This is a genomic window from Mycolicibacterium brisbanense, assembly GCF_001570425.1.
Lineage (GTDB): Bacteria > Actinomycetota > Actinomycetes > Mycobacteriales > Mycobacteriaceae > Mycobacterium > Mycobacterium brisbanense.
The window spans coordinates 1-18,489 of sequence record NZ_BCSX01000054.1 but is presented as its reverse complement, the minus strand read 5'-3'; the positions used below and the strand labels follow the sequence as shown (position 1 = coordinate 18,489).

At 65.6% G+C, this 18,489-nt stretch carries 18 protein-coding genes; 8 read left to right on the top strand and 10 right to left on the bottom strand.

Annotated elements, in window-relative coordinates:
• Positions 1-3: 3 nt before the first annotated feature.
• From RMCB_RS31700 to RMCB_RS31685, 4 genes are all read right to left on the bottom strand, one after another.
• Positions 4-846: an MlaE family ABC transporter permease gene (locus tag RMCB_RS31700; RefSeq protein WP_029374129.1), complete on the bottom strand. Its 843-nt coding sequence runs from the start codon at positions 844-846 to the stop codon at positions 4-6.
• Positions 847-898: 52 nt separating this feature from the next.
• Positions 899-1,663, bottom strand: coding sequence for an MlaE family ABC transporter permease (locus RMCB_RS31695; RefSeq protein ID WP_029374128.1), 765 nt, complete (start codon positions 1,661-1,663; stop codon positions 899-901).
• Between the two features lie 261 nt (positions 1,664-1,924).
• Entirely contained in the window at positions 1,925-2,839 is a 915-nt protein-coding gene (locus RMCB_RS31690; RefSeq protein ID WP_062831921.1) for a 3-oxoacyl-ACP reductase, read from the bottom strand.
• A gap of 69 nt (positions 2,840-2,908) precedes the next feature.
• A complete protein-coding gene (locus tag RMCB_RS31685) occupies positions 2,909-3,100 on the bottom strand; it encodes a ferredoxin (protein WP_062832010.1) in 192 nt (63 codons plus the stop codon).
• Positions 3,101-3,265: 165 nt separating this feature from the next.
• Here RMCB_RS31685 and RMCB_RS31680 point away from each other — a divergent pair, with 165 nt between their 5' ends.
• From RMCB_RS31680 to RMCB_RS31660, 5 genes are read left to right on the top strand one after another with little or no spacing between them, the layout of a single operon-like run.
• Positions 3,266-4,447, top strand: coding sequence for an acyl-CoA dehydrogenase family protein (locus tag RMCB_RS31680; RefSeq protein WP_062831920.1), 1,182 nt, complete (start codon positions 3,266-3,268; stop codon positions 4,445-4,447).
• A 13-nt stretch (positions 4,448-4,460) separates the two neighbouring features.
• Complete coding sequence (locus RMCB_RS31675; protein ID WP_062831919.1) at positions 4,461-5,558, top strand: acyl-CoA dehydrogenase family protein; 1,098 nt, start codon at positions 4,461-4,463, stop codon at positions 5,556-5,558.
• A gap of 23 nt (positions 5,559-5,581) precedes the next feature.
• Positions 5,582-7,081: a long-chain-fatty-acid--CoA ligase FadD17 gene (fadD17, locus tag RMCB_RS31670; protein WP_062832009.1), complete on the top strand. Its 1,500-nt coding sequence runs from the start codon at positions 5,582-5,584 to the stop codon at positions 7,079-7,081.
• Between the two features lie 3 nt (positions 7,082-7,084).
• Positions 7,085-8,080, top strand: coding sequence for an NAD-dependent epimerase/dehydratase family protein (locus RMCB_RS31665; protein WP_062831918.1), 996 nt, complete (start codon positions 7,085-7,087; stop codon positions 8,078-8,080).
• A gap of 10 nt (positions 8,081-8,090) precedes the next feature.
• Complete coding sequence (locus RMCB_RS31660) at positions 8,091-8,807, top strand: helix-turn-helix domain-containing protein (RefSeq protein ID WP_062831917.1); 717 nt, start codon at positions 8,091-8,093, stop codon at positions 8,805-8,807.
• On the opposite strand, the gene RMCB_RS31655 is transcribed toward RMCB_RS31660, so the two are convergent.
• Entirely contained in the window at positions 8,744-9,139 is a 396-nt protein-coding gene (locus RMCB_RS31655) for a VOC family protein (RefSeq protein ID WP_029374121.1), read from the bottom strand. The two genes, RMCB_RS31660 and RMCB_RS31655, sit on opposite strands and share 64 nt — an antisense overlap.
• A 196-nt stretch (positions 9,140-9,335) precedes the next feature.
• Here RMCB_RS31655 and RMCB_RS31650 point away from each other — a divergent pair, with 196 nt between their 5' ends.
• Both RMCB_RS31650 and RMCB_RS31645 read left to right on the top strand, forming a co-directional pair.
• Positions 9,336-10,889 carry a succinic semialdehyde dehydrogenase gene (locus RMCB_RS31650; protein WP_029374120.1) on the top strand — a complete coding sequence of 518 codons (1,554 nt, stop codon included), beginning with the start codon at positions 9,336-9,338 and terminating at the stop codon, positions 10,887-10,889.
• Between the two features lie 263 nt (positions 10,890-11,152).
• Complete coding sequence (locus tag RMCB_RS31645) at positions 11,153-12,211, top strand: magnesium and cobalt transport protein CorA (protein ID WP_029374119.1); 1,059 nt, start codon at positions 11,153-11,155, stop codon at positions 12,209-12,211.
• Between the two features lie 85 nt (positions 12,212-12,296).
• On the opposite strand, the gene RMCB_RS31640 is transcribed toward RMCB_RS31645, so the two are convergent.
• Together RMCB_RS31640 and RMCB_RS31635 are read right to left on the bottom strand one after the other, a co-directional pair.
• Entirely contained in the window at positions 12,297-13,418 is a 1,122-nt protein-coding gene (locus RMCB_RS31640) for an NAD(P)H-dependent flavin oxidoreductase (RefSeq protein ID WP_062831916.1), read from the bottom strand.
• On the bottom strand, positions 13,415-15,067 hold the full coding sequence (locus tag RMCB_RS31635) for a medium/long-chain-fatty-acid--CoA/3-oxocholest-4-en-26-oate--CoA ligase (RefSeq protein ID WP_062831915.1): 1,653 nt from the start codon (positions 15,065-15,067) through the stop codon (positions 13,415-13,417). The genes RMCB_RS31640 and RMCB_RS31635 overlap by 4 nt, the downstream gene beginning before the upstream one ends.
• A gap of 69 nt (positions 15,068-15,136) precedes the next feature.
• Here RMCB_RS31635 and RMCB_RS31630 point away from each other — a divergent pair, with 69 nt between their 5' ends.
• On the top strand, positions 15,137-15,937 hold the full coding sequence (locus RMCB_RS31630) for a crotonase/enoyl-CoA hydratase family protein (protein WP_029374116.1): 801 nt from the start codon (positions 15,137-15,139) through the stop codon (positions 15,935-15,937).
• 82 nt (positions 15,938-16,019) lie between these two features.
• Here RMCB_RS31630 and RMCB_RS36165 read toward each other — a convergent pair whose 3' ends face one another.
• From RMCB_RS36165 to RMCB_RS31615, 3 genes are all read right to left on the bottom strand, one after another.
• Positions 16,020-16,289: a hypothetical protein gene (locus RMCB_RS36165; RefSeq protein WP_201028377.1), complete on the bottom strand. Its 270-nt coding sequence runs from the start codon at positions 16,287-16,289 to the stop codon at positions 16,020-16,022.
• 423 nt (positions 16,290-16,712) lie between these two features.
• Entirely contained in the window at positions 16,713-17,234 is a 522-nt protein-coding gene (locus RMCB_RS31620; protein WP_062831914.1) for a DEAD/DEAH box helicase family protein, read from the bottom strand.
• Between the two features lie 500 nt (positions 17,235-17,734).
• Positions 17,735-18,376, bottom strand: a complete 642-nt coding sequence (locus RMCB_RS31615; RefSeq protein ID WP_062831913.1) for a histidine phosphatase family protein — start codon at positions 18,374-18,376, stop codon at positions 17,735-17,737.
• Between the last annotated feature and the right edge of the window lie 113 nt (positions 18,377-18,489).

Sequence of the window (18,489 nt, the reverse complement as noted above, 5' to 3'; positions counted from 1 at the left end):
GGCCTACCCGGAGAGGTTGAAGTTGCCGGACGCGCCGTAGACGGCCAGGGAGATGAACAGGGTGATGGTGACGACGACGATCAGCGAGGTACGCACGGCCTGTCCGACCGCGATGCCCACGCCGACCGGGCCGCCGGAGGCGTTGTAGCCGTAGTAGGTGTGCACGAGCATGACGGCGACGGCCATCACGATGGCCTGCAGGAACGACCACAACAGGTCGCTCGGGATCAAGAAGGTGTTGAAGTAGTGGTCATACAGGCCAGCGGACTGTCCGTTGATGAACACCGTGGTGAACCTTGCTGCGAAGAACGCCGCGAGCACCGACAGCGAGTACAGCGGCACGATCGCGATCAGCCCGGCCATCAGCCGCGTCGACACCAGGTAGGACACGGCGTGCACGGCCATCGACTCGACCGCGTCGATCTCCTCGGCCACCCGCATCGCGCCCAGCTGTGCGGTCGCGCCCGCGCCGATGGTTGCGGCCAGTGCGATTCCCGCGATCACCGGCGCGACGATGCGCACGTTGAGAAAGGCCGACAGGAAGCCCGTCAGCGCCTCGATGCCGATGTTGCCGAGGGACGAGTAGCCCTGGACGGCGATGACGCCACCGGAGGCCAGGGTCAGGAAGGCCGCGACGCCGACCGTGCCGCCGATCATGACGAGCGCGCCCGCGCCCATCGTCATCTCGGCGACCAGGCGGATGGTCTCCTTGCGGTACCGGGTGACGGCGTTGGGGATGTAGCGCATGGTCTCGCCGTAGAACAGTGCCTGTTCCCCGACGTTGTCGACGACGCGCGGGACGCCGCGAAACAGTCGGCGGAAACGAAGTGTGGCGTCATAACTCATGCCGTCGCCATCTCCGCTCCCCCGGTCGTTTCGCACGCAACAATCATGCCGGTCACCGGACGAGCACCCGGACGCCGATGGCGGTCATGATCACGTTGATGACGAACAAGCAGATGAACGCGTAGACCACGGTCTCGTTGACGGCGTTGCCGACACCCTTCGGGCCACCCTTGACCGTCAAGCCCCGGTAGCAGCCGACCAGACCGGCGACCACACCGAACAACAGTGCCTTGATCTCGGCGAGCACCAACTCGCCGAGACCGGTCAGCACGGTCAGGCCGTTGATGAAGGCCCCCGGGTTCACGCCTTGCAGGAAGACCGAGAAGACGTAACCGCCGGCCAGGCCGATGGCACACACCAGGCCGTTGAGCAGCAGGGCCACGAACGTCGAGGCCAGCACGCGGGGCACCACCAGACGCTGGATCGGGTCGATGCCAAGCACCCGCATCGCGTCGATCTCTTCGCGGATGGTCCGGGCGCCCAGGTCAGCGCAGATGGCCGTGGCACCGGCGCCCGCGACGACGAGGACGGTCACGACCGGGCCCAGCTGGGTGATGGTGCCGAACGCCGTGCCCGCCCCGGACAGGTCGGCGGCGCCGATCTCCCGCAGCAGGATGTTGAGGGTGAACGCCACCAGCACCGTGAACGGGATGGCGACCAGGAGCGTCGGCACCAGCGACACGCGCGCGATCATCCAGGTCTGATCGAGGAATTCCTTGAGCTGGAACGGGCGGCGGAAGATCTTGGCGAAAGTGTCCAACGACATTTCGACGAACCCGCCCACGGCCCGGGCCGGAACCGCAAGCTGTTCGATCAACCTCGGCTCCATTCTCGGCGGTCGGGGCAGGTGTTGGGCTCCATGGCGAAAGACCCTAGGCCGTCGCGCCCCGCGGCGCTCCCACCCCATGTTCTTACGTCGCTCTTAGTGAGCCGGCTCATATTAACTAGAACACGTTCGCAGTGTCAAAGAACGGCAAAAACAGTCAATATTCTCGCGTTTTTGCTGATCAAGACCCGTAACGCTGACACCTTTCTAGAACGTGTTCTACCCGGCGCTGAATCCTCAGCTCCGAGACGGTCAGTCTCGTTCCGTCATGAGCGCGGTGGCCGAAAATCCACGCTCAGGGTCACGATCAGCAAAGTAATCGCGAAGTGTCACGCTGAGGTCCTCCGGCGCCCACGCGTCGGCATTCGCCGTGAAGCGCTGTTCCGCCGTCGGAGCCGCGACCAACGTGACAGTTGGACCATAAACGATGAAGAGCTGGCCGTTGACGGCTTCGGCTGCCGGTGAGCTGAGAAAACGCACCAAGGTGACCACGTGATCGGTGGACAGCGGATCGACCGCGCCGTCAGCAAGCTCCGGCGCGTCACCGAACACCTCTGCGGTCATCGCCGTGCGGGCGCGCGGCGCGATGGCGTTGGCCCGCACCCCGAAGCGCTCCAGAGCCCTCGCCGCTGAGAGGGTCAAGGCTGTGATGCCGGCTTTTGCGGCGCCGTAGTTGGGCTGCCCGACGGGTCCGGAGAGGCCGGCCTCCGACGAGGTGTTGACGATGCGGCCGTAGACGCTGCCGTCCCCTGCTTTGGCCTTCGCGCGCCAGTAGGTGGCCGCATTGCGGGTGAGCAGGAAGTGGCCGCGCAGGTGGACCGCGATGACCGCGTCCCATTCCTCGTCGGTCATGTTGAACAGGATGCGGTCGCGGGTGATGCCTGCGTTGTTGACGACGATGTTCAGGCCGCCCAGCTCGTCCGCGGTCCGCACGAGCTCGTCGGCCGTCGAACGCTGGCTGATGTCACCTGCCACGGCCACGCCCTTGGAGCCTGCTGCCGCGATCTCGTCGAACACATCCGACGCGTCGAGCGCGGCAGCCATGTCGTTGACCACCACAGTGGCTCCGGCCCGGGCCAGCCCGATGGCCTCGGCCCGGCCCAACCCGGCCGCCGCGCCGGTCACCACCGCGACTTTTCCGGACAGGTCGATATCAGCGTTGGTCATATCGCTCCTCGCGTGCGCTTGATCCTTGCCGCTCCCGCGTGCGCGGTGCGGTCACATTTATGAATGCCTCTAGTCTTTGCGAAGCAGGGCGGCGCGGGGGCATTCCGCGATGGATTGCTCGGCCAGCCCCTCCTGATCGGCAGGCACCGGATCGGCCTTCACCACGGCGTAGTCCTCGTCGTCGAGATCGAACAGGTCGGGGGCAATTCCCACGCACACCGCATTGCCTTCACACCGATCACGGTCAACTTCAACTCGCATCACGACCTCCTCAAGACGTGTGTGCGCACCCGGCTGCCGGCACGCAGCCACAGAATACGACCCGGTCCGACCGACGCCAGTGAAGCACCGGCCTGGACCCCAAGACTAGAACGTGTTACAACCGGGTGAGAACTCAGGTCCATCAAGCAGTGAGGATGCAAGCGGATGCGGATCGGTTACACCCCGGAGCAGGAGGAGCTGCGCCGCGAACTGCGCGCGTACTTCTCCCAGCTGATGACGCCGGAGCGGGTTGAAGCACTCAACTCCTCAGAGGGCGAGATGGGTCGCGGCAACGTCTACCGCGAGACCGTCGCTCAGATGGGCAAGGACGGCTGGCTGACGCTGAGCTGGCCGAAGGAGTTCGGCGGCCAGGCCCGCCCGCCGATGGACGGGCTGATCTTCACCGACGAGGCCGCGATCGCAGGCGCCCCGGTGCCGTTCCTGACCATCAACAGCGTCGCCCCGACGATCATGCACTTCGGCACCGAGGAGCAGAAGAAGTTCTTCCTGCCCAAGATCGCCGCCGGTGAGCTGCACTTCTCGATCGGTTACTCCGAGCCGGGCGCCGGCACCGACCTGGCCGCGCTGCGCACCACCGCCGTCCGCGACGGCGACGACTATGTCGTCAACGGCCAGAAGATGTGGACCAGCTTGATCGCATACGCCGACTACGTGTGGCTGGCGGTACGGACCAACCCCGAGGCGAAGAAGCACCGCGGGATTTCCATGTTGATCATGCCCACGACAGCCGAAGGCTTCTCTTGGACACCGGTGCACACCATGTCCGGTGTCGACACCAGCGCCACCTATTACCAGGACGTGCGTATCCCGGTGACCAACCTGGTCGGCGAGGAGAACGCCGGCTGGAAGCTGGTGACCAACCAGCTCAACCACGAACGCGTCGCGCTGGTCTCCGCGCAGCCCATCTACGTCGCGCTGAACGGTGTGCGCGAGTGGGCGCAGAACACCAAGGACGTGCACGGCAAGCGACTGATCGACGCCGAGTGGGTGCAGCTCAACCTGGCCCGCGTGCACGCCAAGGCTGAGGTGCTCAAGCTGATCAACTGGGAGCTGGCCTCTGCGCAGGACGCCGCGCCCTCCCCCGCCGACGCATCGGCGGCCAAGGTGTACGGCACCGAGTTGGCCACCGAGGCTTATCGATTGCTCATGGAGGTGCTCGGCACATCGGCGACACTGCGGGGCGACAGCCACGGCGCGCTGCTGCGCGGCCGCGTCGAACGCTTCCACCGCTCGGCGTTGATTCTGACCTTCGGTGGCGGCACCAACGAGATTCAGCGTGACATCATCGGCATGGTTGCCCTCGGCCTGCCCCGAGTGAACCGGTAAGGACACCACAGCAATGGACTTCACGACCACAGAAGCCGCCGACGATCTGGGCGGCCTGGTGCGCACCATCACCGAATCGGTGTGCACTCCCGAACATCAGCGCGAGCTCGACGGGCTTCCGCAGCGCTTCGACCGCGACCTGTGGGCCAAGCTGGTCGAGGCCGACGTGCTCTCGGCCGCTGCCCCAGAGTCGCTGGGGGGCGGGGGTTTCGGCGTGCTCGAGCAGACCGCGGTGCTGACCGCGCTGGGCCGTCAGCTGGCCGCAGTGCCATACCTGGAGTCGGTGGTGCTGGCCGCCGGTGCGCTCGCCGCATTCGGATCTGACGAGCTACGGGCCCAGTGGGCGACGCCCGCGGTGGCGGGCGAGAAGATCCTGACGGTCGCGCTCGACGGCGAGATGGGCCAGGGCCCGGTGCAGGCCCAGTCCGCAGGTAACGGTTACCGCCTCACCGGCACCCGCACCCTCGTCTCCTTCGGACCGGTGGCCGACGCGTTCTTGGTTCCGGCCGAAACTGGTTCTGGGACAAGGCTGGTCCTGGTCGCCGCGGATGATCCCGGGGTGACGGTGACCGCGCTGGACACCACCGCCCGCGGCAGCGTCGGACTGCTGGAGTTGCAGGGCACCGAGGTGAGCGCCGGACGCCTCGTCGGCGGCGCCGACGTCGTGGATTGGCTCACGACGCACACCGACCTGGGCCGCACCGCATACCAGCTCGGCGTCTTGGAACGCGCGCTCGAGCTCACCTCCGAGTACGCCCGCGAACGTGAGCAGTTCGACCGGCCGATCGGCAGCTTCCAGGCCGTATCGTCGCGGCTGGCCGACGGCTACATCGACCTCAAGGGCCTGCGCCTGACGCTCACCCAAGCCGCCTGGCGGCTGTCGGAGGACCTTCCCGCCGACATCGACGTTGCCAGCGCCGCATTCTGGGCCGCCGAGGCCGGGCACCGGGTCGCGCACACCACGGTGCACGTGCACGGCGGTGTCGGCATCGACATGGATCATCCGGTTCATCGCTATTTCCTGGCCGCCAAGCAGACCGAGTTCGCTCTCGGCGGCGCGACCGGACAGCTGCTGCGGATCGGACGCGAATTGGCAGACACGCCGGCTTGATTGTGCCGAGTCCGCACGCCGGCTTGACCGCCCCCACCGTCACGCAACTACTGGCCCCGCTGGCGAACGTGACCGACCGCGGCATCTACGCGGACGACACATTCGTCAGCTGGGCCGATCACATCGCAGCGGGAGCCCAGCTGGCGGCGGCCTTGTGGGCCCGCCTCAATCCCGCCAAGCCACCGCACGTCGGCGTGTTGCTCGGCAACACCCCGTTCTTCTCCAGCCTGCTGGTGGCCGCCGGGCTGACGGGCCTGGTTCCGGTGGGGCTCAACCCGACCCGACGCGGTGAGGCACTGGCTAACGACATCGCCCGGGCCGACTGCCAACTGGTGCTCACCGACAACCCCGAAACGGTTCCACCCGGCGTCGACCACATCGACGTCGAATCAGCCTCCTGGGCAAGCGAACTCGGATCGCACGCGGGCACCCCGGTGACGTTTCGGAACCTCTCCGCCGATGACTTGTTCATGCTGATCTTCACCTCGGGCACCAGCGGCGACCCCAAGGCCGTCCGGATCACCCACGACAAGGTCGCGTTTCCCGGTCGGATGCTCGCCGAGCGCTTCGGGCTCGGCGCGGCCGATACCGCATACCTGTCGATGCCGCTGTTCCACTCCAACGCGATCATGGCCGGCTGGGCGGTCGCTGCCGCGGCCGGCGCGTCAATTGCGTTGCGCCGCAGGTTCTCCGCATCGGGTTTCCTCTCCGACGTGCGGCGTTACGGCGCGACCTACGCCAACTACGTCGGCAAACCGCTGTCCTACATCCTGGCCACCGAGGCCCACCCCGACGATGCCGACAATCCCCTGAAGATCATGTACGGCAACGAGGCCGCACCGCGCGACATCGACCGGTTCGCCAAGAGGTTCGGCGTGATGGTCGTCGACGGGTTCGGCTCCACCGAAGGTGGGGTGGCGATCGCCCGCACCCCCGACACTCCCGAGGGATCACTGGGCCCGCTCACCGATGAGGTGACGATCCTCGATATCGACACCGGTGAGCCTTGCCCGCCGGGCGTCGCCGGCGAACTGGTCAATCCGAGGGGCCGCGGCTGGTTCCGTGGCTACTACAACGATCCGGACGCCGAAGCCGAGCGCATGGCCGGCGGTGTCTACCACACCGGCGACCTGGCCTACCGCGACGAGAACGGCTACGCATATTTTGCCGGGCGGCTCGGCGACTGGATGCGGGTAGACGGCGAGAACCTCGGTACCGCGCCGATCGAACGAATCCTGTTGCGCTATCCCGACATCGTCGAAGTAGCGGTGTACCCGATCCCGGATCCGGCGGTGGGTGATCAGGTGATGGCCGCGCTGGTGCTGCGGCCGGGCGCAGTGTTCGATCCGGCCGCGTTCCGGACGTTCCTGGCCGACCAGTCCGATCTCGGGCCCAAACAATGGCCTGCGCACGTTCGGGTCGCCACCGGGCTGCCGCGCACCGAGACGTTCAAGGTGATCAAGCGACAGCTGTCCGCGGAGGGCATCGACTGCGCCGATCCGGTGTGGCCGATCGAAAGGTGAACTGTGCGAATCGCGTTGACCGGCGGGACAGGATATGTGGGCGCTCATATCGTGCGCGGACTGCTGCAGGCCGGGCATGAGGTCCGGCTGTTGGCCGCGCCCGGATGCGCCGACGATCCGGTGCTCGGCCACCTCGCGAGCGTCGGCGATCTGACGGTCGTCGAGGGCGACATCCGCGACAACGGCATCGTCGACCAGCTGCTCGCCGAGTGTGAGGCCGTTCTGCACGCCGCGGGCGTGGTGGGTACCGACCGACGGCGCACCGAGTTGATGTGGCAGATCAACGCCCACGCCACCGAGTCGGTGCTGACCCGCGCTGTTGAGGCAGGTCTGGATCCTGTTGTCTCCGTGAGCAGTTACAGCGCGCTGTTCCCGCCGCCCGATGGCGTCATCTCCGCCGAGACCCCACCGGCCCCCGGGCGGAGCCCCTACGCGCAAACCAAGGCCTACGCCGATCGGGTGGCGCGGCGGCTGCAGCAACAGGGCGCGCCCGTCGTCGTCACCTATCCGTCCTCGGTCGTCGGACCGGCCTACTTCACCGCCGCGGGCGTCACAGAGCGGGGCTGGGCGCCGATCGTGCGCGCCCGGATCGCCCCCAGACTGCGGGGCGGCATGCAGATGATCGACGTCCGCGACGTCGCCGACGTTCATGTGCGGCTCATGCGACCCGGCCGGGGTCCGCGGCGCTACGTCTGCGGCGGCGTCATGCTGACGTTCGACGAGATGATCGACGCGCTCGCGGAGGGAACCGGACGGAGTATTCGCCGAATCCCGCTGTCACCGAGCGTGTTCCGAGCCATCGGCTGGCTTTCTGACCAAGTCGGCGGGGTGCTGCCCCTCGGCGACGGGCTCAGCTACGAAGCCGCGCTGCTGCTCACGGCCGCCACACCGACCGACGACGCCGACACACTCACCGACCTCGGGATCGACCGTTGGCGGCCGCCGCAGGAGGCGATTGTCGCGTCGTTCGGGCCGAAAAACGTCGTCGTGGACCGGTAACGTCACGGTCGTGGGCTACCGCGAACTGCCGCCACCGCGCGGGTTGGCTGACTTGATCGAGTGCCAGTGGATGCGCACCGGTCCGGCAGCGCCCAGCCGCGTGTTGCCCGACGGGTGCATGGACTTGATCCGGCTCGACGACGAGCTCGTGGTGGCCGGTCCTGACACCACGGCGTTCACAGCGTGCGGCAGCCAGGAATCGGTGCAGGGTTTGCGATTTCGACCTGGTGTCCTACCGCGACTGCTCGGCGTCCCGGCCGTCGAGCTTCGCGATACCCGGACCGCTGTGCGGGAGCTGCGCACGCTCCGCCATGACGCCACACTGGAGGGGTTGGCCCGCACGCTCGTCGCCTCCTCCCCATGCGCGCAGACCGCACCCTGGTCGCTGCCGGTCCTGCACCAGATCACCCGACGGTTGGCCGACGGCGCCAGCGTCATCGAAATTGCCCGCGCCACAGGCTGGTCCAGCCGAAGCCTGCAGCGGCACTGCTCGGCGGTGTACGGCTACGGTCCGGCGCAGCTGCGGCGCATCCTGCGCTTCCGACGGGCCATGCGGCTCCTGCAGTCAGGCCTCGCGCCCGCCGCCGTCGCGGCCCAAGCGGGCTATGCCGACCAGCCCCATCTGTACCGCGAGGTGCGGTCGCTGGCCGGGCTGCCCCTTCGTCAGCTGGGCAACGCCGCGAACAGGTCCACCGAGGTGCCGTCCGGGTCTTCGACGGTCGCGTAGCGCTGGCCCCATGGCGCATCGAACGGTTTGAGCGTGCCCGGGTGCCCGGCAGCGGTGAGCCGCCCATAGAGATCGTCGACCTGGGCGGGCGCGGCCAGACCGAACGCGATCGCGACCCGGCCGGCCGAGGTGGGCGGGGTCCAGTCGGCGTGCATCCCGGCCATCACGTCCTCGGTGTCGAATGCCAGCGTGTTGCCGCCGGGCAGGGCCACTTCGACGTGCGGTCCATCCGGCTCGGGGACCTCGAGGCCGAGCAACCGATAGAACTCCAGCGAGCGGGGTAGGTCTTTGGCCACGATTTCGACGACGGTCGAGGTGAACTGAACAGGCATATCCGCAGGTTAGAGCAGCTCGGGTAGCACAGTCGTGAACAGATCGGACAACATCGAGCCATCCGGTGCCGGTAGGTCTGTCGGTTGGAGACGACGTTCGACGGATTTCTTGGCTCCCCGGAGGGTTGGTCGGACCACGGGTACCGGGTAGGTTGGGCCTAATACGCTAGTTACTCGCCAGTAGGGAGGGTCCTCCATGCCCGCTCCATCCGCCGCCGACTTCGCCCGGCTCCGCAACCTCGTCGCGATCGCCGATCCTGACGCGCGTCAGTCGAAGTCGATCGAGGAGGTCTTCACCGGCAGAGAGCTGACCACCATCCCGGTCGGTACCGCCGAGGATGTCACCGCTGCGTTCGCAAAAGCCCGCGCTGCACAGGCGAACTGGGCAAAGCGTCCGGTCAAGGACCGATGCGCGATCATCGAGCGATTCGGCGAGTTGGTGGCACAGAACCGCGACTTCCTGATGGACGTGGCTCAAGCCGAGACCGGCAAAGCCCGGTCGGCCGCGCAGGAAGAGATCGTCGACATGATTCTCAACTCGCGCTACTACGCGCGCGAGGCCGCCAAACTGCTCTCCCCCAAGCGCGTCCAGGGCCTACTGCCCGGCTTCGTCAAGACCGTGGTGAACCACCATCCCAAGGGCGTCATCGGCGTGATCTCCCCGTGGAATTACCCGATGGCACTGTCGATTTCGGACTCCATCCCGGCATTGCTCGCCGGTAACGCCGTCGTCGTCAAGCCGGACAGCCAAACCCCGTACTGCACCCTGGCCAACGCCGAACTGCTGTACCAGGCCGGCCTCCCCCGCGATCTGTTCGCGGTCGTTCCCGGGCCTGGTTCGGTGGTGGGCACCGCGATCGTGGAGAACTGCGACTACCTGATGTTCACGGGGTCGACGGCCACCGGTCGTTCACTGGCCGAACAGTGCGGCCGCAGGCTGATCGGTTTCTCCGCCGAACTCGGCGGCAAGAACCCGATGATCGTCACCAAGGGCGCGAACCTGGACGTGGTTGCCAAAGCCGCCACCCGCGCATGCTTCTCGAACGCCGGGCAGCTGTGCATCTCCATCGAGCGCATCTACGTCGAACGGGATATCGCCGAGGAGTTCACCGCCAAGTTCGGGGAGCGGGTGCGAAACATGAAGCTCTCGGGCGCCTATGACTTCACCGCCGACATGGGCAGCCTGATCTCCGAGGATCAGATCAAGACCGTCTCCGGGCACGTGGATGACGCAAAGGTCAAGGGCGCCAAGGTGATCGCTGGCGGCAATGCCCGTCCGGACATCGGCCCGCTGTTCTTCGAACCGACCGTGCTGACCGACGTGACCGATGAGATGGAGTGCGGACGCAACGAGACGTTCGGCCCGCTCGTGTCGATCTATCCGGTGGATTCCGTCGAGGAGGCCATAGCCAAGGCCAACGACACCGAATACGGCCTGAACGCCAGTGTTTGGGCCGCCTCGAAGGCGGAGGGCGAGGCCATCGCAGCCCGGTTGCAGGCCGGCACGGTCAACGTCGACGAGGGCTACGCGCTGGCGTTCGGCAGCACCGCGGCACCGATGGGCGGCATGAAAGCCTCAGGCATCGGTCGCCGCCACGGGGCCGACGGCATCCTCAAATACACCGAGTCACAGACGGTTTCCACCGCACGGGTACTCAACCTCGACCCGCCGCTCGGCATTTCGCAGACCTTGTGGCAGAAGGCATTGACGCCCATGATCCAGGCCGTCCAGAAGTTGCCCGGCCGCTGACCTTTCCCTCGCGAGCAGACGCCAAGGTCCGGCAACCACGGCGGGTCGGGGTGCCCCAGCTGGGGCCCCCCGCCTGCGGGGGCTGCTCGCGGGAGATGTCCAGGCACTCGCCAGCAAATTCTCAGACAATCTCGCGGGAAACCCGGTGCGACGTCACGACTTTGGGATGTGGCGAAGGTGTGCGCTCATATACCGGCCGTAGATTCCGACGGCGGTGTTGAATACAGCCAGTAGCCACACCCTTGTTCTGCCGGAGGTGTCCCGTGATTGTCGACTGCGCGCACTATCTCGACGGTAGCCGGCAAAGCGACCGGACGATCTCCCTGGACGAAGCGGCACAGCAATGCCATCAAGGCGGGTTCGTGTGGCTGGGGCTCTTCGAGCCGAGCAGTGAGGAACTCGACGAGGTGCGGGACTCCTTCGATCTGCACGAGCTGGCCGTCGACGACGCCAAGACGTTTCACCTGCGTCCGAAGGTCGAGGAGTACGAATCCGGCGTGCAATTGGTCATCCTGCGCACCGCCCGCTACAACCACGATCAGGATGAAGTCGACTTCGGCGAGATCAGCATCTTCGTCGGGCCCGGCTTCGTCATCACGGTTCGGCAAGGTGTCGCGAGCGAGCTGCACGGCGCCAGGACCCGGCTCGAACAACATCCGAAACTGCTTGCGCTCGGCCCGAACTCGGTGTTGTGGGCGATCCTCGACCAGGTGATCAAGGGCTACGGGCCGGTGGTCGCCGGCCTGGAATCCGACATCGAACTGGTCGAAGGAACCGTATTCTCCGGTGCGGTCGCGCCGACCGAGAAGATCTACGATCTACGTCGCGAGGTCACCAACTTCTATCGCGCGGTTCACCCCTTGCTCGCGGTGCTCACTCGCGTCGAGCGCAATGTCGAGGAGGCCGAACTCGCGCCATATCTGCGCGATGTGCACGACCACGTGCATCTCATCAGCGAAGAAGTGGCGGCTCAGAAGGAACTCCTGGCCACCGTCCTGCAAGCGAACATGGCCGTCATCTCCGTGGAACAAACCGAGGTGAGCGTGCGCCAGAACAGCACGATCGAACAGCTGACGATCCTGGCCACGGTGTTCCTGCCGCTGACTTTCATCACCGGATTCTTCGGACAGAATTTCGCGTGGCTCACCGAACACATGAGCGGGTTCACCAGTTTCATCGTGTTCGGCATCGGCGGCCTGGTGGTTCCGCTGATATTGCTCTGGGCGTGGATGCGCTACAACAAGCGCGTGACGGCCGCTACCTCAAGTCGCATCGCTGTCGCTCGGGCAGCGGCCGATCACAGCCGGCCACCGGATCCGTAGCCGCCCACGTTTTCCGGCGAACAGACATCAAGGTCCCGCAATCGCGGCGTGTCGCGTACCGCGATGTCTGCTCGCGAGGAAAAAATCAGCTGTCGCGGACGTCGTCGAGCCGCTTTGTGGCTGCCTCGAATCCGCTCACCAGTTCCGCGATGATGTCTGCGACGGGACGGATCTCGTTCATGCGGCCCACGATCTGACCGACCGGCATGGACACGGTGTCGGGGTTGTCCGACTCGTTCATCCGCTGATGCGCCTCACTGACCAAGATGTTCTGCAGCGGCATCGGCAGTGGTTCCGGTGCGTCCGGGGCATCCCAGGCATCGGTCCACTTGGTCTTGAGCAGCCGGGCCGGTTTTCCCGTGTAGATCCTGCGGCGCACGGTGTCGGCCGTACCCGCCCGCAGCAGCGCCTCCTGGATGGTCGACGTGCCGCCGGGAAGCCGATGGCCCAGGTCGTATTCTGCCGACGTCAGGAATGCCGAGCCCATCCACACCCCCGACGCTCCCAATGCCAGCGCGGCCGCGACCTGCTTGCCGGTGCCGATGCCGCCGGCGGCCAGCACCGGGGCCTTACCGTGAAGCGCGTCAACGATTTCCGGCCACAACACCATCGAGCCGATCTCGCCCGTGTGCCCGCCCGCCTCGTGCCCTTGCGCGACGACGATGTCCACGCCGTTCTCGACGTGGCGCAGTGCGTGCTTGGCGCTGCCCGCCAACGCTGCCACCGGCACACCCGCGGCGTGCACCTGCTCGATGACGTCGTTGGGCGGCGAGCCCAGCGCGTTGGCGATCAGCTTGATGGGATGCTTGAGCGCCACCTCGACGTGGCTGCGGGCCACCGAATGCAGCCAGCCCAGCACCCCCTCGTTGCGCTCCTCATCCTCCGGCAGGGGCGGAACACCAAGATCGGCAAGGGTTTTCGCGACAAAGTCGCGGTGACTCTGTGGGATGAGCTTGTTGATGTCGACAGCGGTGCCCTCGGTGGGGATCTTGGCGGGCATGACGACGTCGACGCCGTAGGGCTTGCCGTCGGTGTTGGCGTCCATCCACTGCAGGACGTTCTCCAGGTCGTCGGCCTCGTTGAATCGCACGCAGCCGAGCACGCCCAGCCCGCCGGCCTTGCTCACCGCGGCGGCCACCTTCTCCGACGGCGTGAACACGAAGATCGGATATTCGATCCCGAACCGCTCGCACAGATCTGTCTTCATTTGGTTGCTCCCACGTGATTCGCGTGGACCTCGTCGGCGGCACGCTGCTCGGTTTGCTCCTTGGCCCACCGATAGTCGGGCTTGCCCGCCGGTGAGCGCTTCACCTCGTCGACCAGCCACAGGCTGCGCGGCACCTTGTACCCGGCGATCTCCGAGCGCACGAAGGCGTCCAGTTCAGCCAGGGAAGGGCGGGCGCCCTCGCGCGGCTGCACCACCGCGGCGACATGCTGACCGAAACGCTCGTCGGGAACACCCACCACCAGCGCGTCGAACACGTCGGGGTGACCCTTCAGCGCAGCCTCGACTTCCTCGGGGTAGATCTTCTCGCCGCCACTGTTGATCGACACCGAGCCGCGGCCCAGCATCGTCACGCTGCCGTCGGCCTCGACCTCGGCGTAGTCACCCGGAATCGCGTACCGCACACCGTTGATGGTCCGGAACGTCTCGGCCGTCTTCTTCTCGTCCTTGAAGTAGCCAACCGGGATGTGGCCGCATTTGGCGATGATGCCGCGCACGCCGGAACCCGGGACCACCTCGTTGCCGTCGTCGTCGAGTACCTTGGTGTTCTTGTCGATGGTCACGCGCGGGCCGCCGGTGTGGCTCTGCCCCTTGGCGACGATGCTGGTGCCGCCGAAACCCGTCTCGGACGATCCGATCGAATCGGTGATGACCCGATTCGGCAGCAGCTCAAGGAATTTCTCCTTGAGACTGGTCGAGAACAGCGCCGCGGTGCTGGCCAGGAGGAACAGGCTGGAGAGGTCGTATTCGTTGCCGGCGTCCTGGTGTGCCAACAGCGCATCGAGCAGCGGGCGGGCCATCGCGTCGCCTGTGAAGAACAGCAGATTCACCTTGTGCTCGTGGATCATTCGCCACGTCGCATCGGCGTCGAACTCCGGCATCAGCACCACGGTGTGACCGGTGAACAACGCCATCCAGGTGGCCGACTGCGTCGCGCCGTGGATCATCGGCGGGATGGGCAGCCGGATCATCGGCGGGTTCGCGACGGCCTGCTTGGACAGATCGTATTCGTCGGCGATCGGTTCGCCGGTCGCAAAGTCCGTGCCGCCGAACAACACCCGGTAGATGTCCTCGTGACGCCACATCACCCCCTTGGGGAATCCCGTGGTGCCACCGGTGTAGAGCAGGTAGATGTCGTCCTCGCTGCGCGGCCCGAAATCACGCTCGGGCGACTGGTCGGCGATGGCCGAGTAGAACTCGACGCCGCCGTACCGCTGGTAGTCCAGATCGCTGCCGTCCTCGACGACGAGTTTGGTCTTCAGCAGCGGCAGCTCCGGCAGCACGTTGGCGACCCGGTCGGAGTACTGGCGCTCGTGCACCACAGCGACCATGTCGGAGTTCTCGAACAGGTATTTGAGTTCGCCCTCGACATAGCGGAAGTTGACGTTGACCAGAATCGCGCCGGCCTTGACGATGCCCAGCATCGCGATGACGATCTCGTTGCGGTTGCGGCAATACAAGCCGACCTTGTCGTCCTTCTTGACGCCCTGGGCGATGAGGTAGTGAGCCAACTGGTTGGCCTTGGCCTCGAGCTCGGCATAGGTCAGCTTTTCGTCCCCGCAGATCAGGGCGACACGGTCCGGCACAGCGTCGATGGCGTGCTCGGCGAGATCGGCGATATTCAGAGCCACAGAACCTAAACTAGAACGTGTTACATTTCGTGACAAGTCTGGGTCGAGAACGCAGAGAGGCGGACACCCGTGAGCGATACCCCAAAGGGGCCCGACGCCCTCATTGAGCAGCGCGGACACACCCTGATCGTGACGCTGAACCGGCCGGAGGCGCGCAATGCGCTTTCCGCCGAGATGCTCTCGATCATGGTGGAGGCCTGGGACCGCGTCGACGACGATCCGGAGATCCGTACCTGCATCCTCACCGGCGCCGGCGGCTACTTCTGCGCGGGCATGGATCTCAAGGGCGCGACCAAGAAGCCGCCGGGCGACTCCTTCAAGGACGGCAGCTACGACCCGTCACGCATCGACGGCCTGCTGAAGGGCCGCCGCCTCACCAAGCCACTGATCGCCGCGGTCGAGGGCCCGGCCATCGCCGGTGGCACCGAGATCCTGCAGGGCACGGACATCCGGGTGGCCGGCGAGAGCGCGAAGTTCGGCATTTCCGAAGCCAAGTGGAGCCTCTACCCGATGGGTGGTTCGGCGGTGCGTCTGGTCCGACAGATCCCGTACACCATCGCGTGCGATCTGCTGCTGACCGGCCGCCACATCACCGCCGCCGAGGCATTGTCCTACGGGCTGATCGGTTATGTGGTGCCCGACGGCACAGCGCTGGACAAGGCGCTGGAGATCGCCGAGGTGATCAACAACAACGGCCCACTGGCCGTACAGGCGATCCTCAAAACCATCCGCGAGACCGAGGGCATGCACGAACTCGACGCGTTCAAGCCGGACACCGCCAACGGCATCCCGGTGTTCCTGTCCCAGGACGCCAAAGAAGGCCCGCTGGCGTTCAAGGAGAAGCGGGCACCCAACTTTCAGATGAAGTAAGCGCTCCAACAGCCATTGCGCCGAGGATTGCGGTCAGTATGTGACCGCAATCCTCGGCGTTGTCGTCGTTCGGGGGCGTTGTTCACCAGCGCCGGTGCGGTGGGCCCCAGAACGGCGGCGGGGGCGGTGGCGGCGGACCCCAGAACGGCGGGGGTGGTCCCCAGAAGTATGGCGGCGGTGGCCCCCAGAATGGCGGGGGCGGTGGTGGCGGCGGACCCCACAGCGGAACCGGCCCCAGTTGAACCGCCGGCGCGGCATTGGCCACACCGGACAGGCTCAGTGCTCCCGCCATGAGCGCTCCGCCGATCACTACCCCGCCGATCAGCCTCTGCCGCAATTTTCGTCGTGGCATATCGTGCACCTCCTCGTCGCCACACTTAGTAAGTCTATCTAATGTCGCGCCGACGAAGGAAGACCGCCTACCGGAGGCATAGCGAAAACTTAACTGGGACATAGCTTTTCCGAGCACACAGAAAACGACTGCGCTGGCCGCAGGCAGGCGGTCGAGTGGCAGACCGAGCAGCACCAGAACGCAGGAACGGGACACCGCCGAGCAACCACGGAAATTGGCGGAGCGTCTCGCTTCTAGAGAATGAGGGCGGCTCAGATCCCGTCTCGGATCGTTGTTGTCAATCTCTGGTGGCTGTGAGGACTTCGAACTGAATTGCGCCACGGAGGCTCGACCCGTTCAACAGGTGCCGCAGTCACTGTGGACGGTATCTCGTTTCTAGACAAACGAGAGCGATCGTTTTGTCTCACTCCGCAGGTGGTGAGGCTAGCCGGTAAGCCAGGCTGTCAGCCGGATAACGTGTGCAGCTACCGACTGGATACTGCGGGTGTCGGTAGGGACACGGTGCACGGTCGGTGGGCAGTCGGCTTCGAGCGTTACCGCCATCTTCCTGCTTAATTCGATGTGGTGGTTGAGTGCTGAACCCTTTTCCCGTTCGCCGAGGCGTTGGCGGGCGGTGTCTTCGTTGCATGTCAGCAGGATGGCGACCGCTTCGAGGTCGCCGCCCATTGCTTGAAGCAGCGACTGCATCACGGTGGGCAGCACGCTGACGGTGTTGGTGTAGATCAATCGGGTGTAGCCCAGCGCGCGGTAGTTGGTCCACATGGCCGCGAGGTTGCGCTCGGCCAACCGGTGTTCCCAGGGTGTTGGGTGGGCCATGTCGAGGAAGTCGCCGTCGATGACGCAGTGCGAGACTTCGGCGGCGCTCAACTGGGCGTGCATCTCTAAGCCGACGCTGGACTTGCCAACCCCCGACGGTCCCCCGATGAACACCACCTCGTCGGCCATCCTGACAACCTGCCACTCGGACCATTCCGCGCGCGACAGAATTTTGAGCTTGCGGCGTTGTTGTGAGGTGTCGACAAGACATTCGCGCGTCTCGCATGTAGAGATTCGAGGCCGATCAGATCCGGTCTCACGGCTGGCGGCTGCCGGCGTCGGATTTCCCCACGACGTGCTCCCATGCATCAGGAGTTCGGAATCAACTTCGACCGTGAAGAAGGTGGTGCGGCGCGGTTGCCCGGTCAGGAGGTGCGGGTTGTCCTCGATCGGCAGTTGCTTGCCGAGAGCGCAAATCCGTGAGACCCGTCTCCTCGGACTTCCCGCAGCACAGCTTCTTCGAGTGATTCATTCATATGGACGCCGCCCGACAGGGATCTGGCTGCCGGCTTGCGGGTGAGCGGCTTGGTCGAAGACATGTGGTTCCCAGCATTGTCGTTGCCGCAGAACATCGGCGGCGACTCGGATCCGGGTAGAGGTCCTCGGTTCGATTCGATTCGTCGGTGGCTCTAAGAGGTGGCGGGTTCGAGGTGACGTGTGTCGGCCAGCGCGGACACCTGGCGATTGTGGAAGTAGTCATCCTGGCGGAGGGTGGTGATGCTGCCGGGGTTCGACCGAAAGTTGGCGTAGCCCAATGACTCCGGGGGCATGTGTATCCAGGCGGCGATGACGAAGGTCAGTGCGAACCCATGTGTCACGATGATCTGGTGTTCGGCGGGGCGCGCGGTGATGGATCTCATCGCCGAGTAGACCCGAGCGGCGAACTTTCCCTTTGTTTCCGCTCCGGGGATGCCCTCGTCGTGGTTCAGGCGGTCACCGTCTGCAGGAGGGGGGATGAACCGCTCATCGAGCCAGTGTTGGGGTCGCCCTTCTGCAATCCCATACGACTTTTCACGCAAGTCTCGGTCCAGCATCACAGCCGATCCGATCGCGTGACCGATCTGGTCGGCGGTGCGTCGGGCACGTAGTAAGTCCGACGAAAAGACCTCCGCGGTGACCCCGGCTGGGATCTGTGCGCGCATCCATTGCGCTATTGACATCGTCTGGGCCAAGCCCCTGGCCGTGAGGTCTGAGTCATACCAGCCGCCGACAAGACCCTCGCAGTGATGAGTGGCTTCTGGATGGGTCACTACGTAGATCGTTTTGCCCACGCCTAACCGTAGCGAACCCAACCGTCCAAAGCCTGCGCCTCTCAGCTCTAAGAATGGTCAAGTCCCGGGACGTGGTGTACGACGTCGTCGTGTGATTCTTCGTCGTGGTGGTT

Excerpts from the sequence above, each read along its gene's own strand:
- RMCB_RS31700 (WP_029374129.1), bottom strand. The coding sequence starts at position 846 with ATGAGTTATGACGCCACACTTCGTTTCCGCCGACTGTTTCGCGGCGTC.
- RMCB_RS31680 (WP_062831920.1), top strand. The coding sequence starts at position 3,266 with ATGCGGATCGGTTACACCCCGGAGCAGGAGGAGCTGCGCCGCGAACTG.
- RMCB_RS31620 (WP_062831914.1), bottom strand. The coding sequence starts at position 17,234 with ATGGCCGACGAGGTGGTGTTCATCGGGGGACCGTCGGGGGTTGGCAAG.
- RMCB_RS31690 (WP_062831921.1), bottom strand. The coding sequence starts at position 2,839 with ATGACCAACGCTGATATCGACCTGTCCGGAAAAGTCGCGGTGGTGACC.
- RMCB_RS31675 (WP_062831919.1), top strand. The coding sequence starts at position 4,461 with ATGGACTTCACGACCACAGAAGCCGCCGACGATCTGGGCGGCCTGGTG.
- RMCB_RS36165 (WP_201028377.1), bottom strand. The coding sequence starts at position 16,289 with ATGCCACGACGAAAATTGCGGCAGAGGCTGATCGGCGGGGTAGTGATC.
- RMCB_RS31640 (WP_062831916.1), bottom strand. The coding sequence starts at position 13,418 with ATGAAGACAGATCTGTGCGAGCGGTTCGGGATCGAATATCCGATCTTC.
- RMCB_RS31685 (WP_062832010.1), bottom strand. The coding sequence starts at position 3,100 with ATGCGAGTTGAAGTTGACCGTGATCGGTGTGAAGGCAATGCGGTGTGC.
- RMCB_RS31650 (WP_029374120.1), top strand. The coding sequence starts at position 9,336 with ATGCCCGCTCCATCCGCCGCCGACTTCGCCCGGCTCCGCAACCTCGTC.
- RMCB_RS31655 (WP_029374121.1), bottom strand. The coding sequence starts at position 9,139 with ATGCCTGTTCAGTTCACCTCGACCGTCGTCGAAATCGTGGCCAAAGAC.